General features: G+C 64.5%; 27 protein-coding genes. 9 read left to right on the top strand and 18 right to left on the bottom strand.

Annotation, left to right across the window (positions count from 1 at the left end):
- Positions 1-167: 167 nt before the first annotated feature.
- A complete protein-coding gene (locus K410_RS40235) occupies positions 168-1,859 on the bottom strand; it encodes a recombinase family protein (RefSeq protein WP_080672115.1) in 1,692 nt (563 codons plus the stop codon).
- 238 nt (positions 1,860-2,097) lie between these two features.
- Here K410_RS40235 and K410_RS0103230 point away from each other — a divergent pair, with 238 nt between their 5' ends.
- Positions 2,098-2,367: a hypothetical protein gene (locus K410_RS0103230; RefSeq protein ID WP_028133509.1), complete on the top strand. Its 270-nt coding sequence runs from the start codon at positions 2,098-2,100 to the stop codon at positions 2,365-2,367.
- On the opposite strand, the gene K410_RS40230 is transcribed toward K410_RS0103230, so the two are convergent.
- The 3 genes from K410_RS40230 to ku all read right to left on the bottom strand — a co-directional run bounded on the left by K410_RS40230 (position 2,364) and on the right by ku (position 4,323).
- Positions 2,364-2,528: a hypothetical protein gene (locus K410_RS40230; protein WP_196235985.1), complete on the bottom strand. Its 165-nt coding sequence runs from the start codon at positions 2,526-2,528 to the stop codon at positions 2,364-2,366. The genes K410_RS0103230 and K410_RS40230 overlap by 4 nt on opposite strands.
- A 95-nt stretch (positions 2,529-2,623) precedes the next feature.
- Positions 2,624-3,373: a DUF72 domain-containing protein gene (locus tag K410_RS0103220; RefSeq protein ID WP_049819912.1), complete on the bottom strand. Its 750-nt coding sequence runs from the start codon at positions 3,371-3,373 to the stop codon at positions 2,624-2,626.
- Between the two features lie 23 nt (positions 3,374-3,396).
- The gene (ku, locus tag K410_RS0103215) at positions 3,397-4,323 is read right to left on the bottom strand and encodes a non-homologous end joining protein Ku (protein ID WP_028133507.1); all 927 of its coding nucleotides are present in this window, start codon (positions 4,321-4,323) and stop codon (positions 3,397-3,399) included.
- Positions 4,324-4,511: 188 nt separating this feature from the next.
- Here ku and K410_RS0103210 point away from each other — a divergent pair, with 188 nt between their 5' ends.
- On the top strand, positions 4,512-5,441 hold the full coding sequence (locus K410_RS0103210) for a 3'-5' exonuclease (protein ID WP_049819911.1): 930 nt from the start codon (positions 4,512-4,514) through the stop codon (positions 5,439-5,441).
- A gap of 24 nt (positions 5,442-5,465) precedes the next feature.
- On the opposite strand, the gene K410_RS41250 is transcribed toward K410_RS0103210, so the two are convergent.
- A complete protein-coding gene (locus K410_RS41250) occupies positions 5,466-5,597 on the bottom strand; it encodes a hypothetical protein (RefSeq protein WP_259172569.1) in 132 nt (43 codons plus the stop codon).
- Positions 5,598-5,800: 203 nt separating this feature from the next.
- On the opposite strand from K410_RS41250, the gene K410_RS40945 reads away from it, so the two are divergent.
- Positions 5,801-6,013, top strand: a complete 213-nt coding sequence (locus K410_RS40945; protein WP_028133504.1) for a hypothetical protein — start codon at positions 5,801-5,803, stop codon at positions 6,011-6,013.
- Here the strand turns inward: K410_RS40945 and K410_RS0103195 are convergent.
- Complete coding sequence (locus tag K410_RS0103195; protein WP_028133503.1) at positions 6,010-6,195, bottom strand: DUF3606 domain-containing protein; 186 nt, start codon at positions 6,193-6,195, stop codon at positions 6,010-6,012. The genes K410_RS40945 and K410_RS0103195 overlap by 4 nt on opposite strands.
- 116 nt (positions 6,196-6,311) lie before the next feature.
- Between K410_RS0103195 and ligD the strand changes: the two genes are divergently transcribed.
- Entirely contained in the window at positions 6,312-7,232 is a 921-nt protein-coding gene (ligD, locus tag K410_RS0103190) for a non-homologous end-joining DNA ligase (RefSeq protein ID WP_028133502.1), read from the top strand.
- A 105-nt stretch (positions 7,233-7,337) separates the two neighbouring features.
- Positions 7,338-8,105, top strand: coding sequence for a hypothetical protein (locus K410_RS37950; RefSeq protein WP_245269317.1), 768 nt, complete (start codon positions 7,338-7,340; stop codon positions 8,103-8,105).
- On the opposite strand, the gene K410_RS0103180 is transcribed toward K410_RS37950, so the two are convergent.
- The 8 genes from K410_RS0103180 to K410_RS0103140 all read right to left on the bottom strand — a co-directional run bounded on the left by K410_RS0103180 (position 7,996) and on the right by K410_RS0103140 (position 13,963).
- Positions 7,996-8,811: a c-type cytochrome gene (locus K410_RS0103180; RefSeq protein WP_028133500.1), complete on the bottom strand. Its 816-nt coding sequence runs from the start codon at positions 8,809-8,811 to the stop codon at positions 7,996-7,998. The genes K410_RS37950 and K410_RS0103180 overlap by 110 nt on opposite strands.
- Positions 8,811-10,433 (bottom strand): b(o/a)3-type cytochrome-c oxidase subunit 1, encoded by a 1,623-nt coding sequence (locus tag K410_RS0103175; RefSeq protein WP_028133499.1) that lies wholly within the window; start codon positions 10,431-10,433, stop codon positions 8,811-8,813. The genes K410_RS0103180 and K410_RS0103175 overlap by 1 nt, the downstream gene beginning before the upstream one ends.
- A complete protein-coding gene (locus tag K410_RS0103170; protein WP_028137480.1) occupies positions 10,420-10,983 on the bottom strand; it encodes a cupredoxin domain-containing protein in 564 nt (187 codons plus the stop codon). Before K410_RS0103170 ends, K410_RS0103175 begins: the two co-directional genes overlap by 14 nt.
- Entirely contained in the window at positions 10,980-11,159 is a 180-nt protein-coding gene (locus tag K410_RS0103165; protein WP_028133498.1) for a hypothetical protein, read from the bottom strand. The genes K410_RS0103170 and K410_RS0103165 overlap by 4 nt, the downstream gene beginning before the upstream one ends.
- A 10-nt stretch (positions 11,160-11,169) precedes the next feature.
- The gene (locus K410_RS0103160) at positions 11,170-12,432 is read right to left on the bottom strand and encodes a c-type cytochrome (protein ID WP_028133497.1); all 1,263 of its coding nucleotides are present in this window, start codon (positions 12,430-12,432) and stop codon (positions 11,170-11,172) included.
- A gap of 10 nt (positions 12,433-12,442) precedes the next feature.
- Positions 12,443-13,138: a c-type cytochrome gene (locus K410_RS0103155; protein ID WP_049819910.1), complete on the bottom strand. Its 696-nt coding sequence runs from the start codon at positions 13,136-13,138 to the stop codon at positions 12,443-12,445.
- Positions 13,139-13,283: 145 nt separating this feature from the next.
- The gene (locus K410_RS40940) at positions 13,284-13,439 is read right to left on the bottom strand and encodes a hypothetical protein (RefSeq protein ID WP_244625943.1); all 156 of its coding nucleotides are present in this window, start codon (positions 13,437-13,439) and stop codon (positions 13,284-13,286) included.
- Between the two features lie 260 nt (positions 13,440-13,699).
- A complete protein-coding gene (locus tag K410_RS0103140; RefSeq protein WP_028133494.1) occupies positions 13,700-13,963 on the bottom strand; it encodes a hypothetical protein in 264 nt (87 codons plus the stop codon).
- Between the two features lie 360 nt (positions 13,964-14,323).
- Here K410_RS0103140 and K410_RS0103135 point away from each other — a divergent pair, with 360 nt between their 5' ends.
- From K410_RS0103135 to ccoG, 4 genes are read left to right on the top strand one after another with little or no spacing between them, the layout of a single operon-like run.
- On the top strand, positions 14,324-15,661 hold the full coding sequence (locus tag K410_RS0103135) for a hypothetical protein (protein WP_028133493.1): 1,338 nt from the start codon (positions 14,324-14,326) through the stop codon (positions 15,659-15,661).
- Positions 15,662-15,671: 10 nt separating this feature from the next.
- Complete coding sequence (locus K410_RS0103130; RefSeq protein ID WP_028133492.1) at positions 15,672-16,181, top strand: DUF2249 domain-containing protein; 510 nt, start codon at positions 15,672-15,674, stop codon at positions 16,179-16,181.
- Positions 16,178-16,492: a metal-sulfur cluster assembly factor gene (locus tag K410_RS0103125; RefSeq protein WP_028133491.1), complete on the top strand. Its 315-nt coding sequence runs from the start codon at positions 16,178-16,180 to the stop codon at positions 16,490-16,492. Before K410_RS0103130 ends, K410_RS0103125 begins: the two co-directional genes overlap by 4 nt.
- Before the next feature lie 8 nt (positions 16,493-16,500).
- Positions 16,501-17,925 carry a cytochrome c oxidase accessory protein CcoG gene (gene ccoG / locus K410_RS0103120; RefSeq protein ID WP_028133490.1) on the top strand — a complete coding sequence of 475 codons (1,425 nt, stop codon included), beginning with the start codon at positions 16,501-16,503 and terminating at the stop codon, positions 17,923-17,925.
- Between the two features lie 33 nt (positions 17,926-17,958).
- Here the strand turns inward: ccoG and K410_RS0103115 are convergent, their stop codons facing one another.
- The 4 genes from K410_RS0103115 to K410_RS0103100 form a co-directional block, all read right to left on the bottom strand.
- The gene (locus K410_RS0103115) at positions 17,959-18,291 is read right to left on the bottom strand and encodes a cupin domain-containing protein (RefSeq protein ID WP_028133489.1); all 333 of its coding nucleotides are present in this window, start codon (positions 18,289-18,291) and stop codon (positions 17,959-17,961) included.
- A 103-nt stretch (positions 18,292-18,394) separates the two neighbouring features.
- The gene (locus K410_RS0103110; protein WP_028133488.1) at positions 18,395-18,622 is read right to left on the bottom strand and encodes a hexameric tyrosine-coordinated heme protein; all 228 of its coding nucleotides are present in this window, start codon (positions 18,620-18,622) and stop codon (positions 18,395-18,397) included.
- A gap of 38 nt (positions 18,623-18,660) precedes the next feature.
- Positions 18,661-19,050, bottom strand: coding sequence for a c-type cytochrome (locus K410_RS0103105; protein ID WP_028133487.1), 390 nt, complete (start codon positions 19,048-19,050; stop codon positions 18,661-18,663).
- A gap of 31 nt (positions 19,051-19,081) precedes the next feature.
- Positions 19,082-20,077: an FAD:protein FMN transferase gene (locus K410_RS0103100; protein ID WP_028133486.1), complete on the bottom strand. Its 996-nt coding sequence runs from the start codon at positions 20,075-20,077 to the stop codon at positions 19,082-19,084.
- Between the last annotated feature and the right edge of the window lie 6 nt (positions 20,078-20,083).

The following is a 20,083-nucleotide window of genomic DNA, read 5'->3' as shown; positions in this document are numbered from 1 at the left end:
GATAAGGCGAAATTTTGTCTTGCTCCGTCGGGCAAAACAGTGGTTCATAAGGCGCTGGTCCTAGCGAGACGAAGGAGCCAGCCCGATGGCGAATGACGTGGACACCTCCTCGGAATTGTCCAAGATCGCGAAACTGAACGGTGACTTCCGAAGGAATTACGGCACTCTCATCGGTGCGATTTTGTACCTCCGCACCGTGAGCGCCGCCCGCCGAAGCCCTTGGCTTTGGGCTGGCCTGATCTCGATCGCTTTTTCGGCGGTGCTGAGCTGGTTGGGGCGGCACGGGTGGTTTTTGCCAGCGTTGCTTTGATGGCCGCGAACAGTGTCCCCCTTTCCCGGTAAAGCGCTCCGCGATGGCGGCGAAGGGAGCCTGATGCAAGCCAGACGTAGCGTCCCGACCTCAACGAGGCAGGCAGTAGAACGTAATCCTCGATCTCGCGATTTGCCGCATCCAACCGCATCACGGCAAGCAGGCCCGACGAAATCTGCCTTCGGTAGGCCTTCCATTGCGCAGCGTGGTCCTCTCCCCGTCGCGCCAGCCGTCGCGCGACGAGAAACGAAACTACCCGCCTGCGTTCGACATCGACGCCGATGCCGTCCGGAGCGAGCTCCGGCCGAAGACCAAGGTCGTTTCGCAACACCTCCGCGAGCTCGGTTGCGTGCCTCGCTTGTTCGGCAGCCCAAAACTCCCGGGTGTCGATCCAGTCGCAGTCGCGCGACGACACGTAGCCGATCAGCGCGTAGGCTTTCCGCAGCGAACCGAAGTGCTTCACGTACGAGGAGACGTGATTGAGGCCGAGCGTCGTATTGATGATGCGGGAATTGAGCTTACCTCGCCGGCGGAGCGCGAGACGAAGGCGCAGGAGCATTTCATCTTCGGAAACCTCCACACGCCGTTCGGCCAACAGTTTTTGGGCTCGAGCGAAGATGCCGGGATCCACAATAGGCTCGATCGCCGCTGCGCCTCGGACCCATGCGTGATCCGGATTCTTGACGAGCTTCTGTCCCAAGCGTCGCGAGGTGCGATTGTAGATGGTCTTGCCGATGTAGTTCTCGTTCGCGAGGATGGTCGGGATCATGCCATCCGTCCACGGCCGGCCATTGTGGTTGGCGATGCCGGCATCGTTCAGTTGGCGCCGGATGTCGCTGTAGGATTTCCGGCCGTTGACGAACTGATCGAAAATGATCCGGACCACGGCTGCCTCCTCGGCGGAGCCGGGCTGTAGTCGAACGCGATCCGATTGCAACGCTTTGAACTGGCCCTTTTCGAGGAAGCCCTTCGGATGCTCGCTCTCGTCGACCATCAGGCGCCGGAGGCCATATCCCACGGGAGCGCCGACGCGGTATCCAAGGCTCGCGACCCGGCAGTGTCCAGCGTGCACCTTGACCGAGAGTTCTCGGCTCCACTCTGCGGCCATGCCCCGCTTCAGGCTCTTCGCGATCCCTGACACGAATGTGCCGTCGTTTTTGAAGAGCTCGGCGCAGTATTCGACCTGGACGCCGTTCCGCTTGCAAAGGAATTCGTAGTACGCGCTCTCGTCGACGTCCTGGAAGCGGCCCCAGCGACTGACGTCGTAGACGAGGATGTGGTCGAAGTCGGCGTGCCCCGACTGGACGTCCTCGATCAGTTCGATGAGACCGGGCCGTCCCTTGATCCGGAGGCCGCTGCGGCCCTCGTCCGAATAGGTGCGGACGATTGTAAGAGCGTTCGCCTCGGCATAGGTGGCGATTGCTGCCATCTGGTTCTTGATCGAGTAGCGCTGCAGCTCCCTCGACATCCGGACGTATTGCGCGGCGCGACGCGCTCGGGTCCGCCTCGCCAGGCCTGTCCCCTTGGGAACGACGAGCCAGTTACCCATACACCCCTCCTGCTACTTCAGAGGTACCAAGCCTGGCAAATACACCTTGCGCGTTCGGGCTGGCAACGCCGATCAACTTGAGACGGCCCGGTCCATCCGGCCAGCGCTTCTGGTTTATGCACAGCGACGCGGAACAGGGGGACAAGCCTCAGCCCTACCAATTGCGAATCCCTGACCCGTGCTAACCGCCCGGAACGGTCAGGCGGGGGCAGGATTCGTCCTGGCAGGAGCGATGTCGATGCTGATGACGAAGGAAAGACGACCGGCGATCCGGACGCTGCGCGGCTGGGCGATCCACGTGCTGCAGGAGGCGGGCGCTATCCGCGAATGCGGGGAGCACGGCTGGGCTACGGATCGGGCCGACCCTCATGCGCGCGAGCACGCGTTGGACATCGCCAGGCAGGAGCCGCCCGAGGGCTTGTCTCCGGATCAGGCCGTCGAGGAAGTGCGCGAGGTTTTGGGTTCTATCAGTGATGCGTGCCCGGAGTGCCCCCCAGGCAAAGATTAGTTCGGCTGCCCTGCCGCACCGCTCGGATGGCAGCGGATGCGGGCGAGTTCGAGCCAAGCCTGCGCGAGTTGGAGCCAGCGCTGCCGCTCGGAGCCATCGGCCAATAGGGCCTCCTTCACCGCTTCTTCCGCACGGTCCCTAGGCTCGAAGTCGTTATCCATGATGGGAACGTCGTAGCCTACCAAGGTAAACGGCCGGTGGCCTTAAAAGCCCGTATTAACCCGGGTGGGCCCGCCCGCGGTCCAGGGCAGGCCCCTCAAGGAAGCAGGTCGAGTGCGTTCTCGAGCGCCGCGCCGGCGGCGGTGTTGTCGAAGATGCACCAGGCCTCGCCTGACGACGATGCAGCACCGAGCCGTGACTTCAGCGCGCCAAGGTATGCACCGTCGTAGGCGGAGTAGTAGATGCGCGGCGCTCCATGCAGCCGGAAATAATGCAGTCCCGACCACCCGCCCGGCAGGTCGGCATCGGGCACACGTGCCGGGTCCGCAGCGACGCGGTTGATCCGGCGCTCCCTGAGCCAAGCACCGACCTCGGGCGTGAACCAGCTGACGTGACGTGGTTCGCAAGCGAGAGCGGCTGAGGTCCCTTCCCGCAGTGCGCCGAACAGGATTTCCGCATCTGATTGAACGAACATCTTGCGAGGCGCAAACTGAACGAGCAAAACCCCGAGCTTCGCACCGAGGCCGGCGCTTTCTTCGATGAACCGATCAAGTTCAGCCCGCGCAAGCTGGGACGAATGAGTGACGGACTTAGGGACTTTGACCGAAAATCGGAAGTCATCCTGCGTCGAGCTTGCCCACTTCTCGTACGTCGAGCGCCGGTGCGGCCTATGAAAAGATGAGTTGATCTCGGTGGCGTTCAACACCGCCGCGTAACGCTCAAGGTGGCTACCTGTGCCGCCAACTCTTTCCTTGCAGCTTTGAGGAACATTCCACCCCGCTGTTCCGATCCGAAGCACAGCCTTGCAAGTGGCATCCTCTTCCCGTGTCAGTCCCGCAAGCGTCATCGGGAGCCACCGGATTCCGGACCTCAAGCCGACTTCCGCCGAGCTCCTGCTGCGGGCTTCTTCGCGGCATCCTTCGCAGGCTTCTTACCGGCGATGGGCATCAGCATCTCCTTCTGCCCGGTCAAGGCCCTCTTCGCCTTCTTGGCAGGCTTCTTCTGGGTCGGAGCTTCGGTCACCGCACCGCCGACGCTCTTGCGGAGCGCGTCCATCAGATCGACGACGTTCTCGCCCTTCGGCCGCTCCTTCGGGCGGATGACCTTACCGGCCCTCTTCTGGTTGATGAGGTCGACCAGCGCACTCTCGTAATGGTCCTCGAACTTCTCCGGATCGAAGCGCCCCGCCTTCTGGTTCACGATGTGCCTGGCAAGGTCGAGCATCTCCTTACTGACCTTCACGTCTTGGATCTCGTCGAAATACTCCTGCTCGCTGCGCACCTCGTAGGGATAGCGCAGCAAGGTGCCGATCAGGCCCTTGTCGCGCGCTTCGAGGGCGATGATGTGCTCGCGGTTGGTCAGCACCACCCGGCCGATCGCGACCTTGTCCATCTCGCGGATGGTCTCGCGGATCACCGCGAAGGCGTCGTGCCCGACCTTGCCGTCCGGCCGTAGGTAGTAGGGGCGGATCAGGTAGCGCGGGTCGATATCGGACCTGTCGACGAACTCGTCGATCTCGATGGTCCGCGTGGACTCCAGCGCTATCTCCTCGAGCTCCTCCTTCGAAACCTCGATGTACTGACCCTTCTCGAGTTCATAGCCCTTGACGATGTCTTCATTCGGCACCTCGTCGCCGGTGTCGGAATCGACTTTCAGGTACTTGATGCGATGGCCCGTGGTCCGGTTCAATTGGTTGAACGAGATCTTCTCGGACTCCGACGTCGCCGGATAGAGGGCCACCGGACAGGTCACCAGTGACAGACGCAGGAAGCCTTTCCAGTTGGCGCGGGGGGCCATGAACGCGGTACTCCGGAGGGACGGTGCTGGATTCAAGACGAACGGAGCCTGCCGGTTCCGACATGCTCCGGGAGCGCCAACAGGAAAATTGGCCATCTGCCCGCAGCGCTCCCGGGCACGTCCGAAATCGTCGTGAATCGCGTGTTTTCCAAGTATCTCGTGGAGATTTGGGCAGGTATTGTGGACCCATGGACGCGCTGACCCAGCCCCTCAGAGACGAGCATACTCTGGACCCGGCGGACCTGCCCGCAATGGCCGAGGCATTGAGCCGGTCACCCGACTACCGGGTCCTACGCCGCCTGGTTGCCCGACCGACCTACATGCCGACTGTGGGACAAGAGGTCAGGACCGGCATCCTGCTCGACACGGAGACGACCGGCCTCGACCACGCGAAAGACGAGATCATCGAGCTCGGGATGGTCAAGTTCGACTACACGCCGGAGGGGCGGATCGTCGGCGTCAGAGACACGTTCTCCGCTTTCAACGAACCGAGTGCGCCGATCACCGCGGAAGTGACGGCACTAACCGGGATCACCAACGAAGCGGTTGCCGGTCAAAAATTCGACGATGCCGCCGTCACGGCGTTCGCCGAAAGCGGGGTCATTACGATCGCGCATAACAGCTCTTTCGACAGAAGGTTCGTCGAGCGCTACTGGCCCGTGTTCGAGCAGAAGGCTTGGGCCTGCAGCATGAGCGAGATCGACTGGCGCAAACACGGCTTCGTGGGAGCGCAACTCGGCTATCTGCTGAACGGTGCCGGTTTCTTCCACCAGGCGCATCGGGCCGTCGACGACTGTCACGCTCTTCTGGAGGTGCTGGCATCCGAGCTTCCGACCGCCGGTTCGACGGCGCTGGCGCTGTTGCTGGAAACCGCCCGCAAGCCGACGATGCGTGTCTGGGCGGAGCAGACCGCATTCGAACTCAAGGACTCGTTGAAGCGGCGCGGCTATCGTTGGAACGACGGTAGCGACGGGCGCCCCAAGTCCTGGTTCAGAGACGTCGACGAGACCGCGCTCAACGATGAGATCGCGTTCCTCCGGACCGAGATCTACATGCAGGACGTCGAGCCAACCGTGCAGAGGCTGACCGCGTTCACCCGGTTCTCCAGCCGCATCTAACTACCGTTACGGCTGACGGAGAGCTCAGTCCGCAGGCGGCTTCAACGGGCTATCCACCCACTTGCGAGCGGCAGGGTCGTGCAAAGGATCGTCGTCGCAAACGGGACAGACATAGCGCACCTTGCCGGGGCCCGCGTCGCTCTTGACGAGTTTCATGGGCCTTCCGCAGGCCGGACACGCCTTCCGGATAGGGTGCAGCACCGTCATGTCGAATTTTCCTGCCGCCGGCAGCTTAGGCCCGCCTGAGGCGTCGGTACAAGGCACGTTGGAAAGTTTTCAAACTCCCGCGGCAGCGCCGCTTGACTCCCCGAGTGCAGGCCATCCAAATTTGAGGAGTGATGTCGTGGGTGGGGTACGCCATGGAGCAGGAATTCTATTTGGGGCTTGCAAGCCGGGTCCGGACCATTTCCGAAAGGGCCGACCCATTTACCCGCCGACGCCTCCTCGACCTGGCGAAACGGTATGATGCGAAGGGCGGGCAGGCGTCGCGATTCACCTCGCCCGAGCGCCCGCTTCCCCTGCCGCGCACGACGCCCTCCGGGCCCGGAGAGGCCGGATCCGAGGCGACTTAGCGGCCGAGACGCTTTTCGACCCGCTTGCGGCTGTTGCCGACCTTCTTGACTGCCTTCTTCACGGCCGAAGCCGAGCGGCCGGTCTTCTTCGCTTCGTAGCGGACTTCGTAGTCCTGTCCCTTGGCGACGCGTGCCCGGTCCTGCTTGCGTCCACGCGCGGTCTTCTTCTTCGCTGCCGCCATCGGCTCCTCCTATTGCGAACTGATGACGACGCAACGCCGCAAGGATTCGCGAGTTCCGGAAACGAATTCTGCCGTCCCGGCTTGAGTCCGCGAGTTGTTGCGTTGGAGTTCGTTGCGTGGCGTTTCAGCGACGTAAACCGGCTGCGATCGGCGTGAAGGCGCCGTTTCCCGGCTTCGTAGAGCCGGCCCTGGCATCATCGATCGAGAAGGTGCCGTCCGGAGCGCGATGGATTCACGAAATCAAGTTCGACGGTTACCGTGTCCAGGTCCATCTGGCGAACGAAGCCGTGAAGGTCTTCACCCGCCGCGGTCACGACTGGACCAACCGCTTCAAGAAGGTCGCCGACGACGCCTGGCACATCAAGGCCGCGTCGGCGATCGTGGACGGCGAAATCGTGGTCCCCGCCGCGGACGGCACGACGGACTTCTCCGTCCTTCAGAACGAATTGAAGGGCAGATCGACCAGCATCGTACTGGTCGCGTTCGATCTCCTGTACCTGAACGGCCGCGACCTCCGGAAGGTGCCGCTCTTCCAGCGCAAGACCCAACTCAAGAAGATCATCGATGGCACCGAGATACAGTTCAGCGAAAGCTTCGAGCTCGAAGGCGCCGACATGTTCGCGCACGCCTGCAAGGTGGGCCTGGAGGGAGTGGTCTCGAAGGTCCGCGATAGCATCTACGCCAGCGGTCGCGGCAATAACTGGGTGAAGAAGACCTGCGCGCAGCGGGAGACCCTGGCGATCGCCGGCTTCGCGCTCGATGAAGGAAAGTGGGACGGCGTCTATCTCGGTCGACGCAAGGGGAACGACCTGGTCTATGCTGGCAAGGTCGACCATGGCTTCGACAAGGCCTCCGCCGCCAACCTCCAGAAGCGGTTGAAGCCCTTGATCCGGAAGACGCAGCCGTACGCGAAGCGGATCGCCCACAAGGGCATCTGGGTCGAGCCGAAGCTGCTCGCCGAGGTCGAATACCGGGCCAAGTCGGCGGAAGGAAAGGTGAGGCACCCGTTTTTCAAGGGGCTGCGCGAAGACCTGTGACGAACATGGCGGAGTGCGCCGGTCGAATCCTTCGATTTGCGGCCTCTGGCGGACCACGTTCGTCGGTTGCTAGGATGTCGAGCGCAACGACCGGAGAGACCGCGCATGAGCTCCGACCGCCAGTATGCCGTGGCATCACTGCTCTTCGACTACGTGAAAAGCCCATCTTTGCGGCATCTGCGCGATCCTCACAGCGTGCACAAGATTGCGCGGGACATCGTGAACGCGGTCGATCGAGCGGGCTCGATCTGGAGCAAGTGGGAGGCAGAACGGGAGGAGGTCGCAAGGGCCGCGGCTCCGTGTTGGATTCCGACGAAAGACTTGCTCGCCACGCTTAACAACTTGCCTGGTCCGTTGCTGACCAAGACAGACGTGGAGCAGCGGCTACGCGCGATCTGGGAGGAGCCCTACACGAGCTATCCCAACGAAGACCTCAAGGAGGGCTGCCTCGCGCTGTATGTCGCCGAGAAGGCGCAGGGTACTGAGATGCGGGCCATCATCGGCATGCTGCAGGAGCATCTCGAACGGGAGGACGAGAGGCTCCGGCGGGAGCAGGAGGAGCGATATCGCAAGCTGAAAGAAGAGGAACGCGCAAAGCTCGAACAGCGTTTCCTCTCCGGAGCCGACTGTGGTTGGACCTCGATCGATGGCTCCGCAGGCCGAATGACAACGTCGCGGCGCGCCTCTGACCCTCGGGCCGGGCCGGGCAAGCGCCGAATTGTCCACCCTGGACGTGCAGGCCGTTTCCGACTTCGTCGTATCCTCAATCGGTCGCCTTCACCACCTCGGGCGGCTGCGACGCGTAGTACGCCGCCGCCTCGTCGATCTCCTGCGGCGTCATGGCGCGGGCGACATTGCGCATCTGCTGGCTGATGTCGTTGGTCCGCTGGCTCGCGGCGAACGCCTGAAGCTGCGCCTTCATGTAGGCCTCGGACTGGCCCTCGAGCCACGGACTTCCGGTCTTGTTGTCGAGGCTGCCGTGGCAGGATCCGCAGGGTGCGATACCCCGCATCGGCGCGCCATAGATCACGATGCGCGGCTTCGGGAGCTGCGGCGTCGGGTGGTACGCCGGCAGCCGCGGCAAGTAGGCATAGTACGCGGCAAGATCGGCGATCTCCTGATCCGTCAGGTTGACCGCGAAGGGCGACATCACCGCGTTCGTGCGGGCGCCCGAACGGAAGTCGACGAGCTCCTTGTAGATGACCGCGGCGTACTGGCCTGCGAGATTGGGCGAGTCCGCCCTGCTGATGCCGGTGGGCCCGTGGCAGATCGCGCAGCGCTGCGCGAGCGTCGCTCCGCGGCCGATCGACTCCTGGCTCGGTCGCGCCAGAATCGTCGGAGTCAAAATCGCCTCCGAGAGGCGGGGCCCGACCTTGGCCGTCGGCACCGAGGCCGATCGTTGCGGCAGACCGGCGGCGCTGCAGATCGCGTCCCAGAGACTTGCGAACTGCAAATCCTTCTGGGCATAGGGCAGGATGATGAAACCGCCGAGCGCCGTCAGCAGGAACAATCCGGCGGCGATGCCCACCCCCGCGGAGAAGTAGGGATTCCTGAAGGTGAAGAGCTCGCGTGCGCCCATCACTGCGCTCCGACGTAGACGGCGGGAACGGACGTGTCGGAACGCGCGGCCAGCGACAGGATCGGATAGCCGTAGTTCGTGACCGTGAGCCCGATCATCAGCGCCACCCAGATCGCGAAGCTGTTGAGGGCCATAGGCACCGAACGGACCTGATGGATGGGCACGCTGAAGCGATACGCGCCGGCATCGGTCGCGGGTCGACGCTGGGCCGCCGCCAGGATGTAGAGGAACAGCAACCCCGAGATCAGCAGGATGATCGCGCCGATCGCCGACAGAACGACCGAGAATGCCTGCGGAGCGATCGCGGGGTCGGCGTAGTCGTAGTAGGCCATCCGCCGCGGCATGCCGAGGATCCCGACCCAATGCCACGGGAAGGTTGTCACGATCATGCCGACGAACCAAAGCCATAGCTGGGTTCGAACCAGGCTCAGGCTGGGCAGCGCGCGGCCGGTCAGGTGCGGCCACAGGTCGAAGGCGATGGCGAAGTACATGATCACGATGGCCCCGCCGAAGATCAGGTGGAAGTGGCCGGTGATCCACTGCGTGTTGTGGATGGTGGTATCGAGCTGGTAGCTCATGTTGATGAGCCCGCCGGCGCCGCCGAAACCGAGCAGCACGAAGGAGAACGCCACCGCCAGCATGACGGGATTGTCCCACGGCAACGCCCCGACCCAGCCGAACGGCCCCCTGCCGCCGCGGAGGCGAGCGGCGATCTCGACCGACGCGCAGATCGTGAACACGGTCAGCAGCGTCGGCAGCGCGACGAGGGCGGTGAAGGCGGAGTGGATGAACTTGAATCCGGCGCCGACCTGCGGATCCGCGAAGGTGTGGTGGATGCCGATCGGCATCGCCACGACCAGGAACAGAATGAAGGCGATGCGCCCCATCGTGTCGCTGTAGAGGCGGCCGCCGATCGCGCGCGGCACGATGGTGTAGTAGGCGATGTAGGTCGGCATCAGCCAGAAATAGACGATGGCGTGGAGCGTCCAGGAGAAGAACACGCGGGCGAGTCCCGCGTCGATGGTGGTCCGCCAGCCGAGCGCCACCGGAATGATCTGCAGCAGCAGTTCGAGCGCGGCGCCGACCGCGGTCCAGGCCCAGAGGTAGGATCCGGCGACGTTGGCGAACATCGCGAGCGGCACGGGTTCGTCCGGATGGGTCCGCCGCCAGACGCGGAGGTTGACCGACATCAGCGCGACCCAGATCCAGGAGCCGACCACGACGAGAACGACGCCGATGTAGTAGAAGACATTGCCGATCAGGGGCGGATAGAAGGTGTAGAGCACCGAGGCGCGGCCGAGCGCGACCGGCACCATGGCCATGATCGCGCCCGCGACGATGAGCCAGAATCCCGCCCAGGCCCAGCGCACGCCGACCAGGGGCTGCTTCAGCGCGGACTCCGAGATGGCATAGCCGAAGCCCATCGCCACAAGCGTGGGGAAGACGTAGCCCATCACCGTGCCGTGCGCGGTCAGCGAACGGTAGTACCACTCCGGATTGCTGATCCAGGCCAGAAGCGGGCTGCGGACGAACATCTGCCAGGCGCCGAGAAAGAGAGCCAGCCCGAACACGACGAAGGCCAGCCAGAAATGGGCGAGGATGAGCTTCCTATTCACCAACACAGCTCAATCTCCCGCCGTTCTTCGCGCGCGATGCGAACTCCGCCTTGTCGATCACCTTGACCTTGCCCCACATCCCTTCGTGGCCGAAGCTGCAGAACTCCTGGCAGGGCATCAGGTGGTCGCCGGTCTTCTCGAAGCGCATGAGCTGCTCGGAGACATAGCCCGGCACCAGCATGGTGTTGACGTTCGTACCCTGAATCAGAATCCCGTGGACCACGTCGGCGCTGGTCGCCCGGAGCGTGATCGGGGTCTGCGCCGGCACCAGGAGGCACGCCGGCGTGAAGGAATATTGCTGGCCGATGGCCCGCACGGTCACCGCCCCGTTCGACTCCAATATGCTGCCCAGGTTGGATTCGACGAACTCGCCGGAGAGGTGCAGCCGGGTCGGATCGATCGTCTCCACGCGCGCCTGCGGCATGGTCGCCCGATGGATTCCGGCGAACGCCGCCAGCGCGGCCAGGATGACGATGACGGTCACGGACATCGTCGCCCAACGTTTCTCGACCCGCTCGGCGACTTCGGCGCCGTGATGACCGTCCTGCGCCGTCATTGCAGGGCTCCGCGCGGCAGGAAGACGAACAGGTAGAAGGCGAACCACATCGCAACGACCAGAGCGGTGGCTAACCCGGCGACCATGAGAGCGCCGCCGGGACCGGCCGCCACGATTCGGTTGACGCGGTCGTCCGCCGTGTTCTCGACCTGCTCCGGAAGCTCCGAGTTGATCATCAGGTATGCCTCAGTTCAGGGGGGCCGAGCGCAGTTCGTTCGCCTCGCGCGCGCTCACGGGCGCTCCGCGATTGCCCCAGGCCGTGCGGATGTAGGTGACGACGGCGGCCACCTCGTTGTCGGAGAGAAGGCCGGCGAACGGAGGCATGCCGTAGGGGCGGGGATTTCCCTCGGTGCTCGGTGGGTAGCCGCCGTTCAACACCATCCGGATCGCGTTGACGGCCGATTCCATCTCGATCGACTGGTTGTTGGCGAGGGGCGGCCAGTGCGGCGGCTTGCCTTCGCCTTGCGCGCCGTGGCAGCTCGCGCAGCGGGCATCGTAGACCGTCTTGCCGAGGCTGATCAGGAGGCTGCTCTCGCTGGTCGGCAGAACGGCGGAATTCGCCTGCGGGCGAGAGGTCGGCTCCGCGATGCTTTTCAGATAGACCGCCATCGCCTGCGTGTCCTCGTCGGTCAGGTATTGCAGGCTGTTGTGGACGACCTCGGCCATCGGTCCGTAGACCACACCCCGCGCCGAGACCCCGGTCTTGAGAAGATCGGTGATGTCCTTGAGGCTCCAGTCGCCGAGGCCGGCCTCGCGGTTGGAGGTCAGCGAGGGCGCGTACCAGTTCTGCATCGGGATCAGCCCGCCCTTGAAGGCGTCGGCCTGGGACGTGCCGCCGAGTGCGTTGATCGGCGAATGGCACATGCCGCAATGACCCAATCCTTCGACCAGATAGGCGCCGCGATTCCATTCGGCCGACTTGTTCGGGTCCGGCTTGTACTCGCCTTCGGAGAAGTAGAGCGTGCGCCAGCCGAGGATCAGCTGCCGATTGCTGTAGGGGAAGCGGAGTTCGTGATCCCGATTGCGTTGGCTGACCGGCGCAATGGACTTCAGATAGGCGAAGATCGCCGCGCTGTCGGCTTGGGTCACCTTGGTGTAGGAGGCGAATGGCATCGCCGGATACATCAGCCCACCGTCGGGAAAGCGGCCGGTATGCATGGCCTTGTAGAAATCCTCGGCGGTCCACTTGCCGATTCCCGTCTCGCGGTCCGGCGTGATGTTGGACGAAAAGAGAGTGCCGAACGGGGTCGGCATGGCACGCCCGCCTGAGAACGTGCGGCCCTCCGGCGCGGTATGGCAGGCGATGCAGTCGCCGGCGCGGGCGAGATACTCGCCGCGCTTGACGATATCGCTCCGGGGGAGCGCCGATTTCTGTTCCTGGGCCTGCACCACACCGCCCACCGCGACCGAAAGCAAGACCAGACCAAGGAATCGTGTGCGTGAGCGCATCGCCGCCTCCTCAATCCGGTTGGCTGCCGCAGGCGAACGGCAGCACGTAGGCGCCCTTGGGCGCAGGCGCGATGGCGATCGGGGCCGGGCGACTTGCGAGGTAGGCCGCGACGGCAGTGACGTCGGCTTCGGTGAGGCGCGCCGCGACCTGCTGCATGCAGTCCGGGGACCTGGCGGTCCTCGTGCCGTACCGCCAAGCGCCGAGCTGCGCGCTGATGTAGTTCGGACGAAGCCCGAGAAGTCCGGGAATGCCTGGCTCCATGCCGGTGAGACCCGGACCGTGGCAGCTACCGCAGGCCGGGATCTGCCGGGCCGGATCGCCGCGAGTGACGAGAGACTGGCCCTGCTGCAGGACCTGCTGGCTGACGTCGCTCGCAGCGGGCGCGGGCAGCGGCGGATGCTGGTCGGCGAAGTAGTCGGCCATGTCCTGCAGGTACGGATCCCCTAGATACTCGAGCAGATAATTCATCGGCGGGTACTTCCGCCGGCCGTTCTTGAAGGCGAGAAGCTGGTTGTAGAGATAGCCGGCTGGTTTGCCAGCCAAGCGCGGGAAATAGACGTCGCTGGTGCCCTCGCCCTGTTTGCCGTGACACGGCGTGCACGCTTCCACACGTGCGGCCATGGTGTCCGGTGGTTGACCGGGATTTTGGGCTGAAGCGGGAAAAGCCTGGATGAAGAACCCCCACGCCAACCCGACGACGATCATTCGCGTTCGCACGCCGCACCCCAATGCTGCGCAATGAGGAGGCTTAACCAGACTAGCTTGGATTTGTTCCTAATTCTGGAACTAACATGTCGAGATACGACGGTGAGGGAGTGATGAACTTCGTCAAAGAGAGGATTCCGCCGCTCTAGGTCTGCCCTAAGTTGGAGAGCGCGAAGGCGACGAGGAGGCCGACGACGAGCAGACCGGTCAGCTTCTGTTGGCCTTCGACGGCTTCGGGCACCATGGTGTTCACCGCCATCGTCAGGAGAGCGCCCGCAGCGACGGCGCTTGCGGCAGCCACGACTTGAGTAGAAGCGCCGCCCACGAAAGCTGCCCCCGCGACATGATCCCCGCGGTGACGTACCGAGGCAATCTGAGGACGAATGCGACGGCTGCGCCGAGGAGCAGCGATGAGGCACCAAGCAGCCCCCAAAGACCGGCGGTCAACCAGATAGGCATCGGAGCCCCTGGCGGGTGATCTCGCGCGCCTGAGGAGCGGGAGCGAGTAGAAACGGCTCGGCCCTGTCGCCCCGTCGATAAGCACCGCGCCGCAATGCCGGGTTACCGATCGCGACGCTCACGCTGCCGGAAGGGATCCGCAACATCGTCGTGGCCGGAGCGGCTACTAAAGAACATCAGTGCCATGAGTCCGCATCCGATGAGGAGCGAGAAGAAGGTGCCAAGCCCGAGAGCGATCCACCCGTGCTTGCCCATCTCGACGCCGCTGCTGGCGCTCCAAACGGAGACTCCCCAGACGCCCGTTAGAATCAACACGGAGCCCAAAACCACCAGCAGAATGATTTGGCCTGCACTGAGGCTTCGCATGGTTGCGTCCTTTATCGTCCCCTGGGCCAGGTTCAACCGCCGAACGGGGAAGGGGGTCCCGCCGCGGTGCCGTGAAAAGCCGTAGGCGTAGGGAACCGTAGGGTCGAACATTTGGGCCGGAACCCGGGTGTGCTGTCGCAGTCTTTGGAAAACCCGCATATGTCGTGTCCCGATAGATTCTTGAACCTTTATCGCGCCGCGGAATCTCGGTTTCTTTGCGACACCGCAAAGTTCTCGACGGCGGCTCCGGTACCCTTCCGATCATCGATCCAGACCAGTCCGGCACCACGCCCATCCAGATTTGCGTGATCGCGACCTTTTCTATTCTGCGCCGGAAGGGAATGAGGAAACGAAACGATCATGATCGGCGGCAGCATTTCCCGATGGACGATGACCTACTTCGCAGCGGCGCTGATCTGGTTGTTGGCCGCGCTCGCGCTGATGGTCACGGGCATCGGACACCCCGCAGCAGATCTGGCTGCTCCCGATACGCTCGTTCTGGTGCATGTGGTCTGCATCGGCTGGCTGAGCCTCGCGATGTGCGGAGCGCTGTTCCAGTTCGTGCCGGTCCTCGTCGCGACGCCGCTGTTCCGTGAAGAATGGGCATTGCCCGCGCTGGGCTTTTTGACGGCGGGGCTGCTCTGCCTGCTCGCCGGTTTCATGGTCCTGGGCGGCCGACTGCCGTCCGCGCCGTGGCTGCTGCCGCTCGGGGCGGTGCTGCTGCTCGTCGGCTTCGGCCTCGTCGCGGTCGATCTCGCTTTGACGGCTTGGCGGCGACCGACAGGGCCGGCGCGGTTCGTCCTGGTCGGCCTGATCTCGCTTTGCACGACCGTTGCGTTCGGCGCGGTTTTCGCGTTCGCGCTGGCAGGATGGGCCGGCCGGTTCGGCGAGGCTGTCCTGGCGCGGGGCATCCCGTTGCACGCCATCGCGGGGCTCGGCGGCTGGCTGACGTTGACGGCCATGGGCGTCAGCTACCGATTGCTTTCCATGTTCATGTTGGCGCCCGATGTCGAGGACCGCAAGAGCCGCCTCACGCTCGCCGCCGGCGCGCTCGCGGTCGCCACGACCGTCGGCGGCGGAGCCGCGGCGATCGGCTTCCAACTGGGGCTGAATACCCTGCTCTCGATCGCCGCGCTTTTCGGCCTGGTTTGCGTCGGCCTCTACGGACGGGATCTTGCGGGCATCTTCCGCAGCCGCAAGCGGCGACATCTCGAACTCAACATGCGGATGGCGATGCTATCATTCGCAAGTCTGGCAGGAACCGGAATACTGGGAATAGCGCTCGTTGCGACGCGAACGCTGCCGCTGCATCTCGGCGCCTTCGCCTTCCTGGCGGCCTTCGGCTGGCTGTCGGGGCTGGTCCTGGCCAAGCTCTACAAGATCGTCGCGTTTCTCACGTGGCTCGAGACCTATGGGCCCGTGATGGGACGCGCGCCGACCCCTCGCGTCCAGGACCTGGTCGCGGAAAGCAGGGCGACCAAGTGGTTCGCGATCTACTACGTCTCCGTCTGGACGGGGACGCTCGCTCTGCTCGCGGCGGAGCCGGGCGCGTTCCGGATGGCCGCGGCCGCGATGACGGTCGGAGTGGTCGGGATCGTCCACGAAATCATTCGAATCCGGCGTCTGGACGACGTCGCCTCGACGCTGCGCCTGCCGGCCGGCGCCGTCGCGCCGCACCTGCTGTTCGCCAAAACCTGAGGAGACCGCAATGACCGAGTATCTGGATGTCGATGCCCGTCCGATCCTGCGTGCCGGAGGCGAGCCGTTCTCCGTCATCATGGCCGCGGTCGGTCGGCTGCAGCAGGGGCAGGGTCTCCGCCTCTACGCGCCGTTCAAGCCGGTGCCTTTGTTCGGCGTCATGGCGGACAAGGGCTTCGCTCATTCGGCGAGCGAACTCGAAGGGGGCGAATGGGAGGTGCTGTTCACGCCTGTCGGAGCCAAGCCGGACATCACATCGACTGCCGCCGGCGGCTCGCCCTTCGCGGCCTGGCCCGAGCCTGTCGTGGAGCTCGATAATCGCGACCTCGAGCCGCCCGAGCCCATGGTCCGGATCCTCGCCGCGGCGGAAAAGCTCGATCCCGGCGAAACTCTGACCTCGCTTTTGAGCCGGGAGCCGGTGTTTCTGTTTCCTCAGCTCGAGAAGCGGGGCTTTCGCTGGCTCGGTGGATTTCGCCCCGACGGTGCCACCTACGAACTGACTGTGAGAGCGCCGTCATGAGGGACCGATTGGACGAAGCCGTCCGCGACGCGCTGCGCGTCGTGATCGATCCCGAACTGGGCGAGAACATCGTCGATCTCGGTTTCGTCTATGAGATCGCGGTCACCGATGGGGCGGTCCGCATCACGATGACGGCGACGACGCCGGGCTGTCCCGCGACGTCCTTCCTGAGGGAAGGAGCGCAGGCGGCGGCGTCGACCGTCCCAGGGGTGGTTTCCGTCGACGTGGCGATGACCTTCGAGCCGCCTTGGACTCCCGACATGATGGCACCGGCGGTCCGGGCCTCGCTCGGCTTCGCCGCGGTGAACTGACGCTCGCCATGGCCATCACCATCGAGATCGATCATGCGAAGACGCGGGCCAAGGCCGCGGCGGCAGCCGGCCTGCCCGTCGTGCCCCAAGCCGTCAAAGGTCCGATCCGCAGGCTCAAATGGGCCATTCTGCTGCTGACACTGTCGATCTACTACGTCACTCCGTTCCTTCGCTGGGATCGCGGACCTAACGCGCCCGACCAGGCGGTGCTGCTCGACTTCGCAAACGGGCGCCTCTACGCCTTCTTCGTCGAGATATGGCCTCAGGATCTCTATCTGGTGACGGGCCTCCTGGTGCTGGCCTCGACCATCCTGATCCTCACGAACGCGCTCGCGGGGCGTCTGTGGTGCGGGTTCGCGTGTCCACAGACGGTGTGGACCGATCTGTTCCTGCTCGTCGAGCGTCTGATCGAAGGCGACAGGCGCCAGCGCCTCAAGAACATCGGAACGCCCCTCACGCCGAAGCGAGTCGTCCGGACCGCGGCGAAGCACGCGGCCTGGCTTCTGATCTCGTTGGCGACGGGCGGCACGCTGATTTTCTACTTCACCGACGCGCCGGATCTGCTGCGCGGCTTCGCTGCTGGCAACTTTTCCGTCGACGCCCTGACGTGGATCGCGGTGTTCACGGGTACGACCTACGGCCTTGCGGGTTTCGCGCGCGAGCAGGTCTGTACCTTCATGTGTCCCTGGCCGCGCCTGCAGGGTGCGATCTGGGATCCGGAGGCCTACACCGTCAATTATCGCGACTACCGGGGCGAGCGGCGGACCTCCGCGAAGAAGGCCACCGAGTTGCGGCTGCGGGGCGAGACGGCAGGCGATTGCGTGGACTGCGGCCAGTGCGTCGCGGTCTGTCCGATCGGAATCGACATCCGCGAGGGCCCGAACTTCGCGTGCATCAATTGCGGCCTGTGCGTCGATGCATGCGATGGCGTGATGGCGAAGCTCGGACGCCCGCGAGGCCTGATCGATTACGAAAGCTGGGCGAACATCGAACGGGGGCGCAGCAAGGAGGCTCCTCGCAACCGTTTGCTGCGGCCGAAGACCGTCGGCTTGACGGCGGCATGCCTTGCGCTGGCCGGAACGATCGGGGTGGCATTCGCGACGAGGACCACCGCGTCGTTGTCGGTCCAGCACGACCGCGATCCCGTCGCCGTCCGGCTATCGGACGGGTCGTTGCGCAATGCCTACACGGTGAAGCTCCTGAACAAGTCGTCGAGCCCGCATCGTTACACGCTGTCCGTCAGCGGCATCGACGCAAGACTCTCCATCGTGGGCAGCGATGGTCTCGCTCCCATCGAGGTCGCCCCGGACGCCTCGGAGTCGTTGCGCGTCACCTTGACGGCGGCGGATGCCGAGCAAAAGGACGTCGTGTTCACGGCCCGGGACGAGGCCGGGAATACGCTCTCCGCCAAGGACCGGTTCGTCGAGCGGTAACGTTCAGGAAGGCACCCGAGCTGCCGCTTGCTGCTATTTCGACTGGAAGTGGATGGTGAGCAGCAGGGAGGCGTCTTTGATTCCCGTGACCGAGTGCGCTGCCCCTCCATCGAGGTAGAGCCATTCGCCCGCGGAGAGCTCCATTTCCGTGTCGGAAAGACCGAGGCGCACGCAACCTTCGATGCAGAACAGGGTGATCTCCCCGTCCACCCGGTGGGACGCGATTTCGCGCCCCGCCGGGACGATCAGGCGTACTGCCTCGAACGTGTCGGTCTTCACGATCGCGGTCGTGCGTGCGTCGTGAAGCTTGGCTCCAAGCGGCCGAAGGTCGACGACTTCTCCCGAACCCGCATGATGCACGGCCATTCCGCTTCCTTTCCTGCCTTCGTGAACGCACGACTTGTCAGGGAGCTCCGTTTGGCCACGGAGCTCGCTGGAGACGCGCGAAGCTCGTGTGCTCCGCGCCCCGTTAGCGCCACCAATTGTTCGCGGCGGCGACCGTCTGGAAATGGACGGCGACGACATGGGATGTGGCGATCAATTGCTCCGCGTCCTGCTCGTACGCCGTCCGGAGGCGGGTCCGGACTTCGTCCGACGGTTGCGTCATCTTCACCGCCATCCGCGATAGCTTGACCGCAAGTTCGAAGCCGGCCTGAGGGGTGTCTGTCTTCAAGGAGGGTAACCAATTCTCGCTCATGTGCATCCTCACTAGCTCTGCGGGAAAGGGGCGCGACGTTACTGGGTGAGCTTCACCGGCGCCTTGTCGAACGTGTGCAGATAGGCGATCAGGTCCTTGATCTTCTGCTCGTCCTTGATACCGGCGAAGGCCATCTTTGTGCCCGGAATCTTGGCCTTCGGATCCTTGATGTACTCGCTGAAGGTGGCCTCGTCCCAGGTGATGCCGGATTTCTTGTTGGCGTCGGTGTAGTTGTAGCCCTCGACCGATCCGGCCTTGCGTCCGATCAGCCCGTTCAGCACGGGGCCGACGACGTTTTTGGCGCTGTCGCCGACCTGGTGGCAGGCCTTGCAGACGGCGAAGACCTTTTCGCCCGCGGCGGCGTCCTGGGCGCTGGCCTGGCCGAGGCCCGCGACGAGAAACAGGGCGACGAGTGCTGTCCGGTTCATCTAGTTCTCCTTCGGTGGTTGAGTTGCTTGGTCACGCGGTGATCTCCGAGGGCTTGCCGGAGGCATCGACGAGGTGCACGCGCTCGACATCCACGTGCGGCAGCAGCGAACGGATCCGTTCCTCCGGCATCAGGCTGAACGCGGTCGACAGCGCGTCCGCCGCGGTCGCGCCGCGGGACACGGTGGTCACGCTACGATACCTGGCGGCGCAGCCACCCGTCCGAGGATCGAAGAGGTGGTTGAAGCGGCCTTCCGGGTCGAACCGGAAGCCGTACGCCCCCGACGTCGACAACGCGCGGTCGACCACCGAAAGCACCGTTTCCGTGCGGCCTGCGACTTCCGGATCGGCGACCCCGACGTCCCAGGGGCGCCCGTCCGGACGTGGTCCGATGGCGCGGGCCTCGCCCATGTCGACAAGGCTGTGGGCTATGCCGTGAGCCTGCAGCAGCTCCACGATCTTGTCAGTCACGTAACCCTGCGCGATCCCGTTCAGCGTGACGGCCATGCCGCGCGGCATCGCGATCCGGTCGCGGCCGACCGACAGCCGGCCACAACCCACGCACGCAAGCGCGGCCTGGATCGCCGCGGACGGGGGGCCGGCGGGGTCCGCACCCTCCCGGGCGAAGTGGCTGGCGTAGAGGTCCCATAGCGGCTGCACGGTGACATCGAACGATCTGTCCGTCAGCTTCGAGTAATGCTGCGCGGTCGTGAGCAGATCGACCATCTCGGCTGCCGGATCGACCAGGATGCCGGTCCGGTTCAGCTCGACGAGGGCGGAATCCTTGAGGTAGAGGCTGAACAGCCGCTCGAGCCGGTGCGCCTCCGCGCTTGCCAGCGAGATCAGCCGCTCCGCCTCCCGTCGGTCTCCGTGGTGAATCTCCATCGTGGCTACCGCGCCGAGCACGGTGCCCCGCCATGTGACGGGCGCCGCGTCGGCGCGCGCGGCAAGCTCTGAGGGCAATAGGCCGAGACCGGCCGCTGCGGCACTGATCCGGACGAAGCGTCGGCGCGAGATGCGGCGCATCACCATGTC

Origin of the sequence: Bradyrhizobium sp. 22 (assembly GCF_000482425.1) — a bacterium.
Taxonomy (GTDB): Bacteria; Pseudomonadota; Alphaproteobacteria; order Rhizobiales; family Xanthobacteraceae; genus Bradyrhizobium; species Bradyrhizobium japonicum_B.
This window is presented reverse-complemented; position numbering and strand designations above follow the sequence as displayed.

Coding starts and splice junctions, on each gene's coding strand:
- K410_RS40235 (WP_080672115.1), bottom strand. CDS start 1,859: ATGGGTAACTGGCTCGTCGTTCCCAAGGGGACAGGCCTGGCGAGGCGG.
- K410_RS0103230 (WP_028133509.1), top strand. CDS start 2,098: ATGCTGATGACGAAGGAAAGACGACCGGCGATCCGGACGCTGCGCGGC.
- K410_RS40230 (WP_196235985.1), bottom strand. CDS start 2,528: ATGGATAACGACTTCGAGCCTAGGGACCGTGCGGAAGAAGCGGTGAAG.
- K410_RS0103220 (WP_049819912.1), bottom strand. CDS start 3,373: ATGACGCTTGCGGGACTGACACGGGAAGAGGATGCCACTTGCAAGGCT.
- ku (WP_028133507.1), bottom strand. CDS start 4,323: ATGGCCCCCCGCGCCAACTGGAAAGGCTTCCTGCGTCTGTCACTGGTG.
- K410_RS0103210 (WP_049819911.1), top strand. CDS start 4,512: ATGGACGCGCTGACCCAGCCCCTCAGAGACGAGCATACTCTGGACCCG.
- K410_RS41250 (WP_259172569.1), bottom strand. CDS start 5,597: ATGAAACTCGTCAAGAGCGACGCGGGCCCCGGCAAGGTGCGCTATGTC.
- K410_RS40945 (WP_028133504.1), top strand. CDS start 5,801: ATGGAGCAGGAATTCTATTTGGGGCTTGCAAGCCGGGTCCGGACCATT.
- K410_RS0103195 (WP_028133503.1), bottom strand. CDS start 6,195: ATGGCGGCAGCGAAGAAGAAGACCGCGCGTGGACGCAAGCAGGACCGG.
- K410_RS37950 (WP_245269317.1), top strand. CDS start 7,338: ATGAGCTCCGACCGCCAGTATGCCGTGGCATCACTGCTCTTCGACTAC.
- K410_RS0103180 (WP_028133500.1), bottom strand. CDS start 8,811: ATGGGCGCACGCGAGCTCTTCACCTTCAGGAATCCCTACTTCTCCGCG.
- K410_RS0103170 (WP_028137480.1), bottom strand. CDS start 10,983: ATGACGGCGCAGGACGGTCATCACGGCGCCGAAGTCGCCGAGCGGGTC.
- K410_RS0103165 (WP_028133498.1), bottom strand. CDS start 11,159: ATGATCAACTCGGAGCTTCCGGAGCAGGTCGAGAACACGGCGGACGAC.
- K410_RS0103160 (WP_028133497.1), bottom strand. CDS start 12,432: ATGCGCTCACGCACACGATTCCTTGGTCTGGTCTTGCTTTCGGTCGCG.
- K410_RS0103155 (WP_049819910.1), bottom strand. CDS start 13,138: ATGATCGTCGTCGGGTTGGCGTGGGGGTTCTTCATCCAGGCTTTTCCC.
- K410_RS0103140 (WP_028133494.1), bottom strand. CDS start 13,963: ATGCGAAGCCTCAGTGCAGGCCAAATCATTCTGCTGGTGGTTTTGGGC.
- K410_RS0103135 (WP_028133493.1), top strand. CDS start 14,324: ATGATCGGCGGCAGCATTTCCCGATGGACGATGACCTACTTCGCAGCG.
- K410_RS0103130 (WP_028133492.1), top strand. CDS start 15,672: ATGACCGAGTATCTGGATGTCGATGCCCGTCCGATCCTGCGTGCCGGA.
- K410_RS0103125 (WP_028133491.1), top strand. CDS start 16,178: ATGAGGGACCGATTGGACGAAGCCGTCCGCGACGCGCTGCGCGTCGTG.
- ccoG (WP_028133490.1), top strand. CDS start 16,501: ATGGCCATCACCATCGAGATCGATCATGCGAAGACGCGGGCCAAGGCC.
- K410_RS0103115 (WP_028133489.1), bottom strand. CDS start 18,291: ATGGCCGTGCATCATGCGGGTTCGGGAGAAGTCGTCGACCTTCGGCCG.
- K410_RS0103110 (WP_028133488.1), bottom strand. CDS start 18,622: ATGAGCGAGAATTGGTTACCCTCCTTGAAGACAGACACCCCTCAGGCC.
- K410_RS0103105 (WP_028133487.1), bottom strand. CDS start 19,050: ATGAACCGGACAGCACTCGTCGCCCTGTTTCTCGTCGCGGGCCTCGGC.